At 59.9% G+C, this 17,097-nt stretch carries 11 protein-coding genes and 1 tRNA gene; 1 reads left to right on the forward strand and 11 read right to left on the reverse strand.

What is annotated here, in order from left to right; genetic code table 11:
* Position 1 precedes the first annotated feature (1 nt).
* The 4 genes from G1C95_RS10110 to G1C95_RS10125 form a co-directional block, all read right to left on the reverse strand.
* Positions 2–2,056, reverse strand: a complete 2,055-nt coding sequence (locus tag G1C95_RS10110) for a protein kinase family protein (protein WP_169172818.1) — start codon at positions 2,054–2,056, stop codon at positions 2–4.
* Between the two features lie 143 nt (positions 2,057–2,199).
* Positions 2,200–3,858: a murein biosynthesis integral membrane protein MurJ gene (gene murJ, locus G1C95_RS10115; protein ID WP_240947532.1), complete on the reverse strand. Its 1,659-nt coding sequence runs from the start codon at positions 3,856–3,858 to the stop codon at positions 2,200–2,202.
* A complete protein-coding gene (locus G1C95_RS10120; RefSeq protein WP_169172880.1) occupies positions 3,855–6,059 on the reverse strand; it encodes a DUF6049 family protein in 2,205 nt (734 codons plus the stop codon). Before G1C95_RS10120 ends, murJ begins: the two co-directional genes overlap by 4 nt.
* Before the next feature lie 65 nt (positions 6,060–6,124).
* The gene (locus G1C95_RS10125) at positions 6,125–7,159 is read right to left on the reverse strand and encodes an NUDIX domain-containing protein (RefSeq protein ID WP_169172819.1); all 1,035 of its coding nucleotides are present in this window, start codon (positions 7,157–7,159) and stop codon (positions 6,125–6,127) included.
* Between the two features lie 87 nt (positions 7,160–7,246).
* Between G1C95_RS10125 and G1C95_RS10130 the strand changes: the two genes are divergently transcribed.
* Complete coding sequence (locus G1C95_RS10130; protein WP_169172820.1) at positions 7,247–8,668, forward strand: CCA tRNA nucleotidyltransferase; 1,422 nt, start codon at positions 7,247–7,249, stop codon at positions 8,666–8,668.
* A gap of 158 nt (positions 8,669–8,826) precedes the next feature.
* Here G1C95_RS10130 and G1C95_RS10135 read toward each other — a convergent pair whose 3' ends face one another.
* The 7 genes from G1C95_RS10135 to G1C95_RS10165 all read right to left on the reverse strand — a co-directional run bounded on the left by G1C95_RS10135 (position 8,827) and on the right by G1C95_RS10165 (position 17,030).
* A complete protein-coding gene (locus G1C95_RS10135) occupies positions 8,827–9,456 on the reverse strand; it encodes a LytR C-terminal domain-containing protein (RefSeq protein ID WP_169172821.1) in 630 nt (209 codons plus the stop codon).
* A gap of 41 nt (positions 9,457–9,497) precedes the next feature.
* The gene (locus G1C95_RS10140) at positions 9,498–10,415 is read right to left on the reverse strand and encodes a 4-(cytidine 5'-diphospho)-2-C-methyl-D-erythritol kinase (protein WP_417852272.1); all 918 of its coding nucleotides are present in this window, start codon (positions 10,413–10,415) and stop codon (positions 9,498–9,500) included.
* A gap of 17 nt (positions 10,416–10,432) precedes the next feature.
* Positions 10,433–11,428, reverse strand: coding sequence for a 16S rRNA (adenine(1518)-N(6)/adenine(1519)-N(6))-dimethyltransferase RsmA (rsmA, locus tag G1C95_RS10145; RefSeq protein ID WP_169172823.1), 996 nt, complete (start codon positions 11,426–11,428; stop codon positions 10,433–10,435).
* Positions 11,429–11,488: 60 nt separating this feature from the next.
* Positions 11,489–13,024: an aggregation-promoting factor C-terminal-like domain-containing protein gene (locus tag G1C95_RS10150; RefSeq protein WP_169172824.1), complete on the reverse strand. Its 1,536-nt coding sequence runs from the start codon at positions 13,022–13,024 to the stop codon at positions 11,489–11,491.
* A 337-nt stretch (positions 13,025–13,361) separates the two neighbouring features.
* Positions 13,362–13,435 (reverse strand) — tRNA-Thr (locus tag G1C95_RS10155).
* Between the two features lie 203 nt (positions 13,436–13,638).
* Entirely contained in the window at positions 13,639–14,607 is a 969-nt protein-coding gene (locus G1C95_RS10160) for a DsbA family protein (RefSeq protein WP_169172825.1), read from the reverse strand.
* Positions 14,608–14,774: 167 nt separating this feature from the next.
* Complete coding sequence (locus G1C95_RS10165) at positions 14,775–17,030, reverse strand: serine/threonine-protein kinase (RefSeq protein WP_169172826.1); 2,256 nt, start codon at positions 17,028–17,030, stop codon at positions 14,775–14,777.
* Positions 17,031–17,097: the final 67 nt, after the last annotated feature.

Raw genomic sequence — 17,097 nt, forward strand, 5'->3', positions numbered from 1 at the left:
ATTAGAACACCTCTACCTTTTCGATATAGAGCTGATTCTGCGGCAGGCTGTCAGTCGGCACCCACAGAATCAGATCCTGCGTATTGATTACGCGGGTGAACGGAATTTCCGTGGTGCCACCTTCGGCGAATTCAAATTCGGCCACCTGATCGCCCTGCGTCGGGTCGCCCGTGGTGTTTGCGCGAATATAGCCCTTGCCTCCGGACGTACGGATGGTGATGGTCATGCGATACACGTCGTGCGGTTGATCCAAATGCAGATAATAGGCGTAGCCCGACTGTCCACCGGGGTTGGTGAGGAAATTGCTGGAAGCAACAGTGTAGGCTGTTGTGTTCACATGTTTGGGATCAGGTACGGCCTTGGAATCCTTGTCGCCAGTTTTGACCTTATCCTTGGTGTTCTTGCTGTCGCTGCTGCTCGTGCTACTGCTATCACTGTCGCTGTTGCTACTGGTAGTGTTCGACGACTGAGTGTTCTCGTCGTTCTCTTCCTCGGAATCCGACGTTTGCCCGCCGGTGGAGCTGCCGAAGGGAACATCGTCCACATCAAGCTCAGGCCACTGGCCCTCGGAAACATTATTGGAACGATCGGCAGGGCTCAACGAACTGCCTTGGAACGCATTCATCGCCCAGATCGCTGCCGCAATCACCACCAGCACAGCCACCACGATGGCCACCACTTTGGTGGACAAGCTGCCGAACAGCCGCTCGTCGGGAAGCTTGTCGTTTTCTTCGGTGTGCGCATGATCCTGCGGAGTGAAGCTGGGCGGCACCGGATTCATGGCGGCGATTTGCTCCTGCTCATATTCCAGCGCGCGCTCGGACTCCTCACCGGGGGCAATCGGACGACCATCGGCATCAAACACCGGGATACGACTGGTGGTTTCTCCCACACCAGCCTCGGCGGTCGAAATCGGCACCGTGGGGTGGATATTGTCGCCAGCGGGCATGGTATGCGGGTGCATCGAAGTGAACCAATCGCCGGTGTCTTCACCGGACAGATTTTCGTCGCGCCATGCTTCGGAGAGATTATCGCTGAGATTGAAATCAAACAGTCGACGTTCCTTGTCACCCGCTTGACCGGAAGCGGCATTGCCAGCATGATTGTGCGCATCGGCAGCGTCTTCGTCAGTGTCGCCCACGAAAGCGAGGGCGGGTAATGACTGGTTGATGGCCAGATTGGGCAGCTTCTCGCTGCTGATCAGCGTATCCGGGATATCGGCGACATCCTGTTCATCAACGGATGCCAACATGGCAGTAGCAATTGAGCATTCACCGCTGACATGCGGCAGCGCAATATCCGTGTCCGCCAAGTCGGTCAGGGGCTTCCAATCGCCCAGCAATGCCTCAAGCTCGATCAGTGCAGCCATAGGCAGCGTCGAATCGTCGTCATCCATCAGCGCCAAACCACGCTTGACAATGACCTGGAATTCCATCGGAGTATCGGCCGGCAGACGATCCATGGAGAATGCGGTGTCGGTGGTGCTCGGCGTGCGCGTGAGCATGGCATACAGCAACGCTGCCAACTGGCGCACGGCATGACGTTCGATAGGGGTGTACGGTGCCGTGCCCGACGTATCTGCCAGCAGGCACGAGAATGGGGCATCGGCAATCTGCACTCCGGACGCAGTGATGCGCACCGTGTCGGTGGACAGGATGATTTCCGCGGGGTTATTGCCGTCGATAATCGGGCGAATCGCCTCAATGGTTTCGCCGACAATCGAACGCATGGCGTCATAGCTGAGCAGCGAACCCGCAGCGCCGGCGAAATAATCGGTAAGGGACAGGCCCTCATCCAATGGGGTGATAACCAGCATCACCTCGGCCTGTGGACGATACTTCAGCACGGGCACGAAATGAGCGGGGCGGCTGGCCGCGATACGCCCGGTCAGGGAATTCACCGGTGCCAGCGCCTGGCCTGAGGTGACAATGGCCAACTGGCAATCCTTGGCCATTACACGATCGCTGGCCTTCCACACCGTAAGTCCCGGCGCATGACGCAAAGTTGACACCAGCGTGTATCGGTTGAGAATGGTATCACCCAGTTGCGGTTTCATATGCTGTCCGGCTCCGTAATGTCGATGGTGGCTATGGGGGTTGGCCACGGTGGTGTTCGCAGTGTTCGTTGACATTCTAGCTTCGGGGCTGTCCTTGCGAACGGGCCCGCTCAGAGGCGATTCGCGCGTTATACAGTCGTTATTCAGCGCCCCAAACGCCTGCGCACAACCGTAAGCATGTCAGCCAGTTCCTTGACGCGCAGCAGCCAGAGCGCAGCCAGATAGACCACAGCCAGCACAATGGTGAGCACGGCGGCGATACCTATCGCGGCAAACCAGCTTATATGGCCGTCTTGAGGGGTGATGGACGCACCGAACAGGGTGGCGATCGGGGTCTTGAGCAACCAGGCCACCGCTCCGGCCACGGCGGCGGCGCCATAGGCTTTCGCATAGGTGAGGGCAACCGTGGCGCCTCCCATATGACGGTTGAATTTTCTACGTAACATCCACATCATCGTCACCAGTGTTACGGCACTGCCGATGCTCACACAGTAGGAGATGCCCGTCACCCAGTGTTCGGGCTGCAATACTTGAGAAACGCCGATCATCAGCGCGATAACGACGATGTATTGGACCAGCGTCGTCAGGAACGGATGCAGACCATCCTCGAAGGCATAGAAGGTACGTTGCACCAGCAGCACGGCCGAACCAAGCGGCAGCGCCCATGACAGGCCCGTCAGCGCGTAGGAGATCAGCATGGTTTCCTGCATGGATACCGACGGCAGCAGTGCGCGGATGATGGCCTCCGGATACACCACCATCGCGGCGGCGAAGAAGCAGATCATCAGTCCCACAGTGCTCAGTGCTCCGGTCAGATCGTGAGCGGCTTCGTCCAAATTATGGTCGGCGATGGAGCGTGAGATTTTCGGGAACATTGCGGTGGATACCGATACCGCAATCAGCGAATACGGCAGGATAAACAGCGTATAGGCATTCTGATAGGTGGCGTTGCCTGCGATGCCGGATGGGTTGGCACCATTGAAAAGCTGCGCCAGTTCCGGAGCGGATGTGGCAATGCGCGTGAGCATGATACCGCCGATTTCGCTGACGGCCACCACGCCCAATGAGCCCAACGCAACCGGGCCCATAGCCCGCAAACCGAAGCCGCCCAGCCCGAACTGCGGACGGTACTTGAATCCGACGCGGGCCATCGGCACGAACAGGATCAGAGCTTGGAAAGCCACGCCCAACGTCCAGGCGCCGGCGGTCAGAGCGATTTTATCCGTCGTCCAGAATCCCAACGGCTGTTCGTTGGCTTTGCCGAACAGCAGGATGAACGCACCGAAGCCGGCGCAACTGATGATGTTCGCACCGGTGGAGCTCCACGCGTAGGTGACGAAATGATCCTTGGCCGCCAATATCTGGCCCAACACGGTGTACAGGCCGTAGAAGAAGATCTGCGGCATGCACCACAGCGTGAAGGCGTTGGTGAGCGCAATCATATCCGGATTGGTGCTGCCCACATACAACCGGGTGAGCAGGGGAGTGGCGATGGCCATAATCGCCGTCATACCGAGCAGGATGGCGATGGCCAGCGTGACCAGACGGTTAAGGCGCTCCTGGGCGTCTTTCTCGTTCATGGTGCGTACGATCTGCGGCACGAGCACCGCATTGAAAATGCCGCCGGACACCAACGTGAATACCGATTGGGGAATCATGGAGCCGGCCTGATAGGCGTTGGCCGCCAAACCGGTGGTGCCAATGGCTGCGGCGAGCAGTATGGTGCGCAGCTGGCCAGTGACGCGCGAGGCGGCCGTGCCGCTGGCCATGATCAGGGAATTACGCCCTACCGTGGAACTCATTCGTCGGGATCCTTTGTGCGGTTGAATTGACGCCACAGGCCCACGATGCCAAGCAGCACCGCAAAGCCGATGATAATAAAGCCGGACATATCGCTAATGCGCAGCACGCTGGTAATCGGTGTGTCCTGCGTGGCACCAAACGGCTGCCCCTGCCGGTCAGCCAGCGATACATGCGCAACGGTGGAGCCGGAGGTAGACACGCGGATGGTGAACGCCACCTGGGCGTCGGAGCGTGCCGGAATATCCAGTTCGTTGGTGCTGGACGTGACGATCTGCATCGAATCGGTAATCGAATTCACCTGCACTCCCACCGCATACGGCAGTTCGTTGCTTACCGTCACCGGCATCTGTGCCGATTCGCTGAACACGGACACCGATTCGGACGGCGTGATCACCACGCCGCTGAGCAGCGTGTCAGCCAGCGTGCGTGCGCCGGTGACCATCTGCTGACGATTACCGGTATCACTGTCGCCATCCATGGCGCACAGGGCCATGGCATCGTGCGCGGCCAGCAGAGAGCCTATCCATGCGGTGGGGTCGGTGTCATGCTGGGCGGTGCTGCTGGCATCCTGACGTGCCAATGCCTGCGGATCGGACAAGGCATCCACATCCACACCGTTTTTCAGCACGGAGGTAGCCATGCGCATAATGTCGTGACGGCTGGCGGTCAGCTGCTTCAGTGCGGAGCGCGTGTCACCGACATCGGAACGGGCGTTTTCGGTATCCTCGGAGCTTTCGCTTTGCGCATCCTGATCATCCTGCGCGAGATTCACGCTGTCACTTACGCTGTAGGGATCAGCCTGCGCCATGGTGTGCAAATCGGTGAGGTTGAGCCAGTCGGCCTGTTCCAGCGCGCTCATCACCTGCTCGATCCATTCGGCGGAAGCGTTGCGGTCGAAGGTGGTGAGCAGATAGCGTTCGGTGTAGGGCTGCTCCATCTGATAGAACGCGCTTTGCGCAAGCAGACGTGCCAGTCGGCCGGCATCGCTGGTTTCCGCTGTGGCATCATCGCTGGTGGCCTGGCCGTGGGTCAGCGTGCTGAGCTCATGCTGCTCCTTGAGCACGGTGACGTCGCCCGCCTCGGTGTTGACCACATAGGTGCCGGTATGCACGGTGGCCGTGCGCTCCTCATCAAAGGACGAATCGGCGATCACTGTGCTATAGCCTTGCTCACGCGCCGCTGTTAGCGCTTCCATTGACCAGCCGGAATCGCCCTGCCAAGCGTAGGTGTCGGTCGAAGCCTGATTGTCGCCTATGGCGGAACGGTAGCTGCTCAACGCCTGTTTGGCGGACCACTGATCCGTGTAGATGCCGGCGCTCTCATAAGCCTCAGCGTCGTTCAGCGAACCATAGGTGGTGATGTCGAAATCAGAGGGCTGCATGATGCCGGCATAACCGGCAAAGTTTACAGATTCCTTGGCATTGTGCGCGTTTGTTGTCTGCGTCGCCTGCGTCTGAGATGTTTGTATGGCCTCCAGATAGCTGGGATCGGCCACCACCTGCAGCTGCTGATGTTTGGACAGCGTTTGGGTGCGGGAATGATCGCCAGCGTCGGCGACCAGTGCCGAAGTGGTGCCTTCGTCGGTATCGGCGACCAGTTCGTTGATCACCGTGCCGTCGACCTGCCAACTGTCTGCGGTAAGCGGCAAAGCCACGGTGAGGTTCATATCCGGGGTTTTGGCGGTGGTCAGACCGTCGCCTGAGCGGGTTAGGAAGCTGTGTGTTTCGGCTTGTGTCTCCGCTTGTTGTTCGCCTTGTGGCTCGTTTGTGGTGCTATAAGACACCAGCAGCGGCTTTGGGCCCCATGAGGGGATGGAAGCCAGCGTGTGCTGGTTGCTGTCCACATCTACGCTGACGGTAACCGAATCACCGGCCGGCATGGCCGGCACGCTTGCGGAACCCAGTTCATCAGGGGTGGGGATGGGTGCGTTGCCTTCGGCCCAGTTTTGGATGTCGGAGCGGGACACGAAGGTGAACAGCGTATTGGTGCTGACCTTCAATGTGCCTGCAGGTGTGGTTTCGTTGCTGTTATTGGTTATGGAAACCTTGATATGGAACCCCGACGTGCTGGTGACCACAGGCGTGGTCTGCGTGATGGTCAGTGTTGCAGCCTGCGTTGAAGACTGGGATTCGGAGGTTGCGGTTTGCGTGTCTGTGCCGTTGGCATCTTCGGCGCGGGCGCTTAAGGGGGCAGCCAGCATCGCCACAAGGGCGAGGCCCGCCGCAAGGGCGCGCATGATGCGAATACCGTGGCGTGCGGGTAGATTCACTCGTTTGCCTGCCTGTTCTTCTTCTTTTTGGCGTAAAGCCATGCGATTTTGCGTTCGTTCGGGTAGCTCAACACGTCGTCAAGATCTTCAAAACGCACCCAGATGGCGTCTTCTGCTTCATGATCGGGATCGCCCTCCACAGTCAGCGAGCCGCCGATCTGCCGAAGCGCGTAATGATGCACCAGCTTGTGCACGCGCTGCGTGCTGCCGGTGAACCAATAGTCAATGGTGGCTATCGAATCGATGACCTCGCCCAGAATGCCGGTTTCCTCATGCACTTCGCGCACAGCGGTTTGCTGGGGCGTCTCTCCGCGTTCAATATGGCCCTTGGGCAAACACCATTCCAAATGCCCGGAGCGTGAGTGCCGGGCAATAATCGCCACACGATTCTGATCATCGAAAATCAGCCCGCCAGCCGAATATTCGCGCACCACGGGCAGTTCCTGCGCATCCAGCGAGGCGAACGTGGTGGGATTATCCGACTTGCGGCGCTGCGGCATCATGGCGGGGGAAGGGCCACGTGGCGTGCGACGTGTGAGTGTATGCTGCGAACGCCTGCCAAACACCGTCGCCGGAGTCGGATGTGCCGGTGAGGATTGTTGTTCGACCGGTTGCGTGATGGAGGTTTCGATCGCGGCCGATACTGCGATTGCGACCGTATCGGCATCCGCTTCGGCGGCGATGTCATCGCTTTGTCCCTCGATGGTTTCGCTGGCGGTGGCGATGGTCACCGTGGCCCGCATCCCGAATACGGTTGCCGGAGTCGGGTGCGCCGGGCGCGTCGCCGAGTGCTGAACAGCCTCAGAAAGCTCTTCTTGATCATGCGCATAAGATGCCGGCGCGGCAGTGTGGGCGTCTTGCTCATCGCTTTCAGTGCTGTCTCGATGTGCGCTCCCAGCAGCGTCAATAGGCTCAGAATCGGCGGATTTCCGCGGTGTTTCCGAGGTATAGAACAACTGGGCTTGGGTATGGTTATCCGCCGAGTTGGCAGTTTGCCCCAGCATGCGGGCAAGGTCGGCGGGTGTAATCATGCTCTCCACCTTACTCAATTCTGTGTGCAGGTGGGGTAACGGTATGCTGGTAGGGCAGAAAAACGTATTATGACGGAAAGGTGTGCCTTGGTTTTCGAAGTATGGCCCGAAGCCATCGAACTTGGCCGAATGTTCGCCGAACAGGGCTATGAGCTGGCATTGGTCGGCGGTCCGGTCAGGGATTTGCTCCTGCACCGGCCCAGTCACGACCTGGACTTCTGCTCATCCGCCAGACCCGAACAATTCGAACCGATTCTGCGCCGTTGGGGGCATGACGGTTTTTGGGACATGGGCCGTAAATTCGGCACGCTGGGTGCCATGCGCCGGCGCAAGGATGGCACCGAGGTCAAGGTGGAGGTGACCACCTACCGTTCGGATACCTATGATCCCGATTCACGCAAACCCGAGGTCAATTACGGCGACACGCTGGAAGGCGACCTGTCACGCCGCGACTTCACCGTCAACGCGATGGCCCTGCGCGTGCCCGACCTGGAATTCGTGGATCCTTTCGGCGGTGCCAGCGATCTGGCCAAGGGTGTGTTGCGCACCCCGGTCGACCCTTATCAGTCGTTCGACGATGATCCGCTGCGCATGATGCGTGCGGTGCGTTTTGTGGCCCAGCTTGGCTTCACCATCGTGCCCGACACTGCCGCTGCCATCAGCGAGATGAAGGATCGCATCGATATCGTCTCCGCCGAACGCGTACGCGACGAACTGACCAAACTGCTGCTTTCCGACCGTCCGCGCGCCGGACTGGAGGCGTTGGTCGAATCCGGCTTGGCGGATATTGTCTTCCCGGAAATCCCGGCGCTGCAGCTGCAAATCGACGAGCACCATCGTCATAAGGACGTATTCGAGCACACGATGATTGTGCTGGAACGCGCCATCGCGCTGGAAACCGGTCCGGACGGCCCGGTGCCGGCCCCTGACCTGACGCTGCGTCTGGCGGCTGTCATGCACGACATTGGCAAGCCGAAAACGCGACGTTTCGAGCCGGGCGGCAAGGTGAGCTTCCACCATCATGACGCGGTGGGCGCCAAAATGACCCGCAAGCGTCTGCGCGCCCTGCGCTTCGACCACCATCTCATCGAGGATGTGTCCGAACTGGTGGATTTGCATCTGCGCTTCCACGGCTATGTGGATGAGCCGTGGACCGACTCGGCCGTGCGGCGCTACGTCAAGGACGCCGGCCACCTCTATGAGCGGCTCAACCGCCTGACCCGCGCGGACGCCACCACCCAGAACAAGCGCAAGGCACTGGTGTTCTCCCAGGCCATGGATGAGATGGAGGAGCGCGTTCGCGAACTGAAGAAGAAGGAAGACTTCGACGCGATTCGCCCTGATGTGGACGGCAATGAAATCATGGAACTATTGGGTCTGGAGCCCGGTCCCATGGTCGGGCGCGCCTATAAGCACATGCTGGAATACCGTCTGGATAATGGGCCGGTAGAGCATGATGTGGCGGTGGCCGAGCTTAAACGTTGGTATGCCGAGCAGCAACCGGCGTGATGGTGCGTGATGGTGCGAGCTTGCGCGAGCCGGTCCGCGGAACCATAATCATGCAATAACCAACGTGGGATACATGCGAAAAGCCGGGGATTCCTGAACAAGAATCCCCGGCTTTTCGTACACAGGTATGGTTGGTTGTATGTATGGCTGTGTCTTACTTACTGAGCGGCAGGATACACGTCGTGCTCATCGTCAGCCGGCAGATCGGTCATCGAATCGGCAGCCACGCAGTTGCTGATCTCGGTGATTTCCTTGCCTTCCTGCGGCGAGGACGACAATTCCTTCAAATCGCTGAATGTGGCACCCAGCACCACGTCGATCAGCTGATCCTCGCGCGCCGTCATCACCATCGTGGCATCGGTGAAGTTGCCGGCCAACGTGTAGGCCTGATTGATGGCGTTCTTGCCGAAATAGATGATGGTGCGTTCTACGGTGGTGGAGGAGTAGCTATCGACCACGGTGATGGTGAAACCGCGGTTGGCCAGCGCCTCGCTCACCGCCTTGGCGAACTGGGAGCGATTGGTGCCGTTGCGCACGCGCACGCCTACGGAACCGTTGGCCACATACCTGGCCTTGCCGTCTTCTCCCTTGACCGCGCAGGGTGCGGTGTTGCCGTAGTTCGGTTCGGCGACAGGCGTGGACACCAATCCCAGTCCGAACACGTGCATGTTGAACAACAAGGCGATGACGAACACCACCGCCATTACGGCACCGCTGATGGAGAATACGATTGTCTGCTTGCGGCGAACATACGCCTTGCGCGCCTCGCGTTCATCAACCTGCATCATCGTTGTTTCCCTTCGATTGTGGGCTTGCTGTTACCTTAGCGTCACTGCGTGACGCCGATAATGGGGTGTGCGGGGGCCTTGGCGCGAATGATGCGATCCACCAGCTCGGCTGTTCGCCAGGCTTCGATAACACGTTGCGCTGTGGCGTCATCCGGAACGAATGCCACCACCGAAGGGCCGGAACCGGAGATAAACGCATGTCGTGCGCCCGCCTCACGGGCGGCGTCGATGGCATGACCGGAGCGTGGGTGCAAGCTGATTGCGGCCGCCTGCAGATGATTGCGGTCGTCTGCTCCCGCACCCACCACATCAAAGGTGCGATACACCTCAGGGGTGCTCAGCTGCGACTGATAGGCACCCACCAGCACATCACCGGCGAACCCCTGGTCGATGAGCTGCTGTGGGTCGATTGCTGTGATGCGTTCGCCAAAGCCAGTGCCCTGGGCGTAGCCGCCGCTTAAGCAGAACGGCATATCGGCACCTAGGGTGGCGGCGATGGGGCGCAACTGTTCGATGGTCCAGTTCAGTCCCCATAACTGATTGACGGCCAGCAGCGTGGCGGCGGCATCGGCCGATCCACCACCCAAGCCGGCACCTACGGGGATGCGCTTGGTGATGGTCAGGGCCACATCCGGATCGCGGCCGGCGGCCTGCGCCATGGCGAATAGGGCCAGCACCGCATGATTGCGGCGCATATCACTGCTGGATGAGGCCAAATCACCCAGATGCGCGCCTTCCAATTCCAGCGAAAAACCAGCGCCCGGCATTTTGGCGGTGGCTGTTACGGTGTCATAGACGCCCACGGCACAGTAGATGGTATCGAGTTCATGTCTGCCGCCCCACTCGTCGTGGGTGGGGCCCACATGCAGCGTCAGATTGGTTTTGGCAGGGCAATCGACGCTCACTGTGGCAGTGGTGTGCGATTGGCTGCTTTGTTCCTGAACAGGCAGGGGACGCATGCGGGTGGCTACGGGAGTCATCGGGCCACCTCGCCGTCGGCTTCGGATGTGTCGGCAGTATCTGCAGTGTCTGCCGACGCCGTGGTATGTGCGGCGACGGCGTGGGCCAATGCTGCGAATTCGTCGATGGTCAGCGTCTCGCCGCGTCGGGTCGGGTCGATTCCGGCCGATTCGAAGGCTTCGGCGCTCACTATGGTTTTCAGTGCCGCATGCAGGGTTTTGCGTCGCTGGCCAAAGGCGGCATCGATCAAGCGGAACACCAGTTCACGATCGGGCGCATCGGGGCCATTGCAGGGTGCTTGCGCATCATCGGCGGTGTAGCGGGTGAATTTGACCAGAGCGGAATCTACATTCGGTGCCGGCCAGAATACGTTGCGCCCGATGGTGCCCACGCGCTCCGCGGTGCCGTACCAAGCGAGTTTGACGCTTGGGGTGCCGTAGATTTTGGAGCCGGGCTTGGCGGCCAGACGGTCGGCCACCTCCTTTTGCACCATCACCAGGAACGAGCCGAGATTATCGAAGCGTTCCAGCAATGTGAGCAGGATTGGCGTGGCCACGTTGTACGGCAGATTGGCCACCAGCGTGAACGAGTCATCATCGTTGAAATCAGGCAGATTGGCCGGGGAGACGGTCAGGGCATCGCGATTGACCACAGTGAAACGATCCGAAGCATCGGGCATGAACTCGGCGATGGTGCCCGGCAGGCGTTCGGCCAGCGGCGGATCGATTTCCACGGCGGTCATCGTGGCACCGGTTTCGAGAATCGCCAGGGTGAGCGAGCCCAGGCCCGGCCCCACTTCCATCACATGATCGTCGGCTGTGACACCGGCTTCGCGCACGATACGGCGCACGGTACCAGGATCGATGACGAAGTTCTGCCCGAATTTCTTGGTGGGGCTGATGCCCGCATCGGCTGCGATACGGCGAATATCCGCCGCACCCAGCAGGTGTGCGGTCTCTCGCGGCTGACCGGAGGCTGGAACGGCGACCTGTTCGGCAGTATCGGTGACCATGACTATCCTCAACTTCTCTTCAATGACCTGTGTTGTGCTGTCTTGTGCGGCGGCGTCGCGCTAATACCAGCCGACCTCTTCGGAATGACGCCATGCTTCGGATGGGCTGCCGTACCGCTGGGCTATATACGACAATCCCCAGTCGATTTGCACGGCGGCGTCGTCCCGGTAGTTCGCGCCGAAGGCGGCCATTTTGTCGGCCGGCAACGCCTGAGGAATGCCGTAGGCGCCGGAACTGGCGTTTTCCGCGTACCACAGCCAGCTGGATTCGCGCATCCAGAGTTTAAGCAGGCAATCCCATTCGTTGCCGGTCCAGCCGCGCTGGGCCGCCGCTCCTGCCGCATAGGCCTGCGCTTGGGCCGGTGTCGGATGCCAGAGGCGGCCGGAAGGTGTTGTGGTATTGCCGGTGCTGCCGCCGGTGTCGCCGGATCCGGTATTGTCTGATGGAGTGTCGTTGGTATCGGCGTTGGGGGTGTCGGACGGCGTATCTGTTGCGTTGTTATCGCTGGTATTATCGTTGCCGCTGTTGCCGGTATTGCTATTGCCGCTGTTGCCGGTATTGCTATTGCCGGTATTGCCGGATGCATTGGGCGAGGTAGTGGACCCGCCCGTCGTGCCTCCAGCGGAATTGCCGGAGGTGCTGCTGTTGCCTGAGGTGGTACCGGACGAACCTGCGGTGGATCCATTACCCGAAGCGCTGCCGGACTGGCTGCCGGATGTGCCGGAATTACCGGTGCTGCCCGATGTAGACGGCCCCACGGCGACGATCTGATCGACGGGCATGGTGGTGACGGTTTCGGACTCCACTGTTTCGGATTCCGCCACACCATCCACATAGGTGACGTTCAGCGTTTGGGTTTTCTCGCCGTTAACACCCTGCTGGCGAATCTCCACCTGACCTGCCGCCAAGCTCGAGTCGACAATCGTCTGTGTGGAGAACGGCACGGAAACCGTGCGTGTTTCTTGGCCATGGGTGACGCGTTGCACGCGCAGAATCGTGGTGCCATTATCTTTTTCGACGCTGACGCGATCCTCCTTGTTCAACGTGATGCCTTTGGAATCAAGAATCGAGGCTGCGGGCAGCTTGCCGTTGGGGGCCACGGAACTTTTGCCGTCGGCAATGACGGTAACCGGTCCGTTGGCGTTAATCACCAGGCCGCCGGTGAGCTGATTGTAGACGTTATCGATATCCACGGTGATGGAGGCGGCGTTGGTTTCGTTCTCTTCAAAGAAACCAAGCAGCTGGTCGACGCTGGTGGCCACGGTCCAGAACGGCACCTGAACGCCGTCGATGGTGATGGTGGTCTGATAAGCGGAACGCACGGTAACCACGGCATGGTTGGCCAAATGGTCGCCGGACGAGGTTTCGACCAGATCATGTGTTTTGACGTCGATGCCCTGCTCTTGCAACAAGCGGGTGGCAGTCATCGCATAGGTACTGACAGTGGTGGTTTCGCCATTGACGGTTAACGCCACGGTTTTGCGGGCGGTAAAGGCGAAACTGCCGATCATTGCCGCGCTCAGACTAATCACGCACGCGGCTACGCGAATGCGCCGCAACATCGCGAACCGCTGCGGTGTCCAACGCCTTGTCATAGTCCCTCCCTGATTGGGCTGTTATAGAGTCTGAATTGCCAATATGCTAAGGCTCCATCGTATCGGCTCAGGAGGAATAGTGGTTTTCCCTCTCGCCACCATCACCACACCAACACCTGCAAGATGGTCTATACCCTTCAACAAGGTAAAGAAAAAGGGGGCGGGAGAGAAGGGGATGTTCCCGCCCCCTTAGGCGCGGAGCTGGTTGGGGGACGCTCCGCCCTCATTCCAGGAAGCCCGTAGTTGGGGGGAAGGCTCCTGGAGTACTTACCCAAGGTAAGACTCTTGCGTAGAAAAGCTACGTATCACACATAATACGCCCTTTTCATGCGCGACGAGCCTCTTGTCGGGATCGAACCGACGACCTGCCGCTTACAAGGCGGCCGCTCTGGCCATCTGAGCTAAAGAGGCTTGTTTGTTCTCACAGCGTAATCATGATAATGATGCGCTGTTTTCAAACATGACCAGCTTACCAGCTGGTTGCGGTTGGTCAATTCAACTGACCACACGGTGTGCCTTATCACGCCAATAATGGTCGCTGAATGACCACTGGGTGCGATAAAGCACATAGATTCTTTTGTGTCCGTTGGTTGTTTGGAGGTTATTGGTAAGTGCTATTCGGTCAGTGAGATCGGCTTGCCATCCGCACCGATCGAGGGCATAGCACCTTCCTTGCCGACCTGGTCAGCATCCAGACCAATGGACTTGAGGAAGCCATCCACCAAGGTCATATCCGCCAACGACACGTCCGTGGTCTTCCAATACTGATCGTTGATGGTCAGGGTGGGCGAGGAGAAGTTGCCGCTGGAATTGAACAGCTCAGGGCGACGAATCGTGTAGTTGTTCGAGGCGGTGAGCCATTCCACGTACTCGTTGTCGCCGCTGAAGGCCTGGGCAGCCACTTCCTCGCTGACGCCGGCCTTAACGGCCTGCTCCTCAAGCTTGGTGTTGTCGGTGGGCGTGTAATTGGACAGCTCGCCGGGCTGGAAGTCCTCGGCGTAGATATTGGCGATGTATTCCAGCAGATGCTCCGGGTCGTCGTCATGCTCGGCGATGTAGATGGCACCGTTGAACGCACGGTTGGAATAGTCGTCGGAACTCTTGTTGTTCTGGAAGTTCAGGAAGTGCAGTTCAATATTGAGCTGGCCGGCCTGCATGAGTTTGATCAGCGTGGGGTCGAGCTGACGGTTGATGCTGGCGCAGCCGGGGCACAACGGTTCCATATAGATGGCAACGGTGGGAGCGTCCTTCACCTTGTCGTCGTAGCCGTTCTTGGAAATGACGAATCCCGCCTTGTCATTGGCCTTGGCTGGTTTGAGCTCAACCTGCTGCATGGCGGTGTATGCCTCGTCGACGCTTTGTGCGCTGGACTGATCGTCGCCGCTTGGCTGTATGGCCCGCCATACGAAGAATCCGGCGATGGCCACCAGCACCACAATCAACGCCACCACAATGCAGCCGATGATGGTCTGCTGCTTGCGCTCCTTGGCGGCCTGCTCGGCACGTGCGCGTGCCGCGGCGGCTTCGGCCTCGCGGCGTTCGGCGCGCGTGGTTCTCTTGACTTGGCGTTTCTGATCTGCCATGTGATCCCCTTTGGTAAGCAATATGCTGTGGCCCAATAATAACGACCAGCCCTGAGCCTAGGTCTGCTCAGAGCGGATTGAACGTGAATTCCATGTAAAAGTCAGGATACAGTCGAGGTGACGTCAGGCTAGGGGAGCCGGTTCGCGGGGAAGTCAGGCCGCAGGAGTCAGATCAAAGGGGCCCAGCTGATTGATGTTCCCAGCAGTATCATCGCACCCAGCAGCGCTGTAACGATAGCCCACAGTGTCAGCAGCATGGCGCTGCGGCCGCTATGTCGGGGTGTGGGTTGGGGCGTTGGTGCGGGAGCGCCGTCGAAGGTGAGCGGTGAAGGATTATCCGCCGGCTGTTTGCGCGCGAGTCCTCGCATCACGCCTGCGCCCAGACGCAGCAGCATCGATTGCGGGCCGAATGAGGAGACCAGCCAGCCGACGGCCATCGCACAACCTAGGGTTATGCCCGAAAAAGAGTTGGATATATCGGTAAGCAGAGGGAGGGGAATCGTCCAGCTGCCGCTGGGATTGATGGGCCACAGCAGGATTTGTGTGGGCAGGTTCAGCACCAGTGTGCCGGCCGCCGCGCAGAGCAGTGCGATGATGACTGCCAGTAGTGTGCGCGGAATCGTCATCAGCAGGGCTTTGACCACATGCCAAGGCAGTGATGCCGCGCGAATCCAGGTGTCGGATTTGCGCGTGCCGCCACGGCGCGATTCTCTCTCCAGCTGGGATTCGGCATTGCATCCCAGCGTGAGTAGCAGCCAGGTTATTGCAGCGGATGCCGTAACGGCGGCCAGTGGCATGATGGCCGCAAGAATGGCCAGGGGAAGAGCCAGCAGCAGTATCGGCAGCGTGGCGCGTTGAAGATATGAGCCGCGTTTCAGATCGGCGGGGTTGGGCGCGGATTGCTGGATCATCGCCTCGGTGGGTGCCACTTGGGCGGTGTGGTCGATGATGTTCTGCAATGCCGGGCGCACCTGAGGCGCTACGGCGGGTGGCTGCGGGGCACCGGGGAAACCGGGGTACGGTTGCTGCGGGTTGAGCGGCAGTGTGGCCTGTGACATAGCGGGTTGGGCTGGTTGCGGCGTGAAGGATGGCATTACTGCTGTGCGCTCGGCCAGTGGTGTGGTGGCACTGGTCAGGGGTGTGGTAGCGCCGGTTAGCGGTGCGGTGGCGTCAGCTAATGGTGTGGTGGCATCGGGGGAGGAGGTAGTGCCAGCCATTGGTGTGGTGGTATCAGCCAGCGGTGTTGTGACGTCGGCGAGCACCTGCGTTGGTCCTGCGTCAAGCGTTGACACAGGCGCGCCGGTGCCGTGCAGTGCATCAGACGCACGCCATAGGGTTCGTGGATTGTCGATATCGACGATATTGGCAGTACCGGTTGTGTCAGCGGAACCGACAGTGCCAGCGGACCTGACAGTGTCAGCGGAACCGGCTGAACCGGCCAAACCAAAAGGGGGCATCGCCTCTGTTTCCCCATTGGCCGCGCTTAGGGTCGCAATAGTGGGCGCGCCGGCGGCAGCACCACCCAACGGATTGGATTGGCTGTGCCATGCGTCGAATGCGATGGCCTGCAAAAGCTGATCCGGCGAACAGCGTTGGGTGCGATCAGGGCTGAGCGCCGAACGGAAGGCGGCCATCGTGCCGGCTGGCAGACCGGTGAGATTCGCGTTGCCGCGGGCCTCGCGTTCCAACACCGCCATCATCGGCTTCGTGCCGAATACGGGTGCGCCGGTAGCCGCGAACGCCAGAACCGAGGCCACCGACCACCAGTCGGTTGTCTCATCGGATTCGGCACCCTCGATGATTTCCGGGGCGATGAACCCTGGTGTGCCCATCACCAGCCCGGTGCGGGTCACATGGCTTTCGCCCTCGCCCATGGCGATGCCGAAATCCACCAGCACCGGCCCGGAGGCGCTCACCATCACATTGGTGGGTTTGATGTCGCGGTGCACAATGCCGGCCGCATGCACGGCCCGCACCGCTTCGATGAGTTTGCGGGCCAAACGCTCCAGATCGTCGCCCGTATATCGCCCGTTAGCTGCCACATCGTCGCGCAGATTCTTGCCGTCGATCAGTTCGGTGACGATGAACGCCAGCGAATCGTCGAGCTCCATATCCACAATGCCGCATACGCCGGGATGGTTGATTTTCTTCAATGCCAAGGCCTCGCGGCGCAGTCGCTCGCGCGGTGTCACATTCTCTTTCAGATCCGGGTCTGCGGCAGCCCCCTGGTTGCCGGCCGATGAATCCGTGTCGTCGGCCAGCGAATCACGCAGAATCTTCATCGCATAGGATTGCCCGCCGTCGTCGCGCACGCGCCACACCGATCCCATGGCCCCCGAGCCGAGCCGCGAGATCAGCGTGTAGCCACCCACCACTTCGCCCGGCTCAAGATTCAACGTGCTCAGATCACTCATGCCTCCCATCCTAGCTATCGATCCGTGACGGAAATGCTGTGATTACATATCAAGCAAAGCTTGTCGTCAGTCATCG

The sequence above is a fragment of the Bifidobacterium oedipodis genome, from assembly GCF_012932425.1.
Taxonomy (GTDB): Bacteria; Actinomycetota; Actinomycetes; order Actinomycetales; family Bifidobacteriaceae; genus Bifidobacterium; species Bifidobacterium oedipodis.

Coding starts and splice junctions, on each gene's coding strand:
- G1C95_RS10110 (WP_169172818.1), bottom strand. CDS start 2,056: ATGAAACCGCAACTGGGTGATACCATTCTCAACCGATACACGCTGGTG.
- murJ (WP_240947532.1), bottom strand. CDS start 3,858: ATGAGTTCCACGGTAGGGCGTAATTCCCTGATCATGGCCAGCGGCACG.
- G1C95_RS10120 (WP_169172880.1), bottom strand. CDS start 6,059: ATGCTGGCTGCCCCCTTAAGCGCCCGCGCCGAAGATGCCAACGGCACA.
- G1C95_RS10125 (WP_169172819.1), bottom strand. CDS start 7,159: ATGATTACACCCGCCGACCTTGCCCGCATGCTGGGGCAAACTGCCAAC.
- G1C95_RS10135 (WP_169172821.1), bottom strand. CDS start 9,456: ATGATGCAGGTTGATGAACGCGAGGCGCGCAAGGCGTATGTTCGCCGC.
- G1C95_RS10140 (WP_417852272.1), bottom strand. CDS start 10,415: ATGCGTCCCCTGCCTGTTCAGGAACAAAGCAGCCAATCGCACACCACT.
- rsmA (WP_169172823.1), bottom strand. CDS start 11,428: ATGGTCACCGATACTGCCGAACAGGTCGCCGTTCCAGCCTCCGGTCAG.
- G1C95_RS10150 (WP_169172824.1), bottom strand. CDS start 13,024: ATGACAAGGCGTTGGACACCGCAGCGGTTCGCGATGTTGCGGCGCATT.
- G1C95_RS10160 (WP_169172825.1), bottom strand. CDS start 14,607: ATGGCAGATCAGAAACGCCAAGTCAAGAGAACCACGCGCGCCGAACGC.
- G1C95_RS10165 (WP_169172826.1), bottom strand. CDS start 17,030: ATGGGAGGCATGAGTGATCTGAGCACGTTGAATCTTGAGCCGGGCGAA.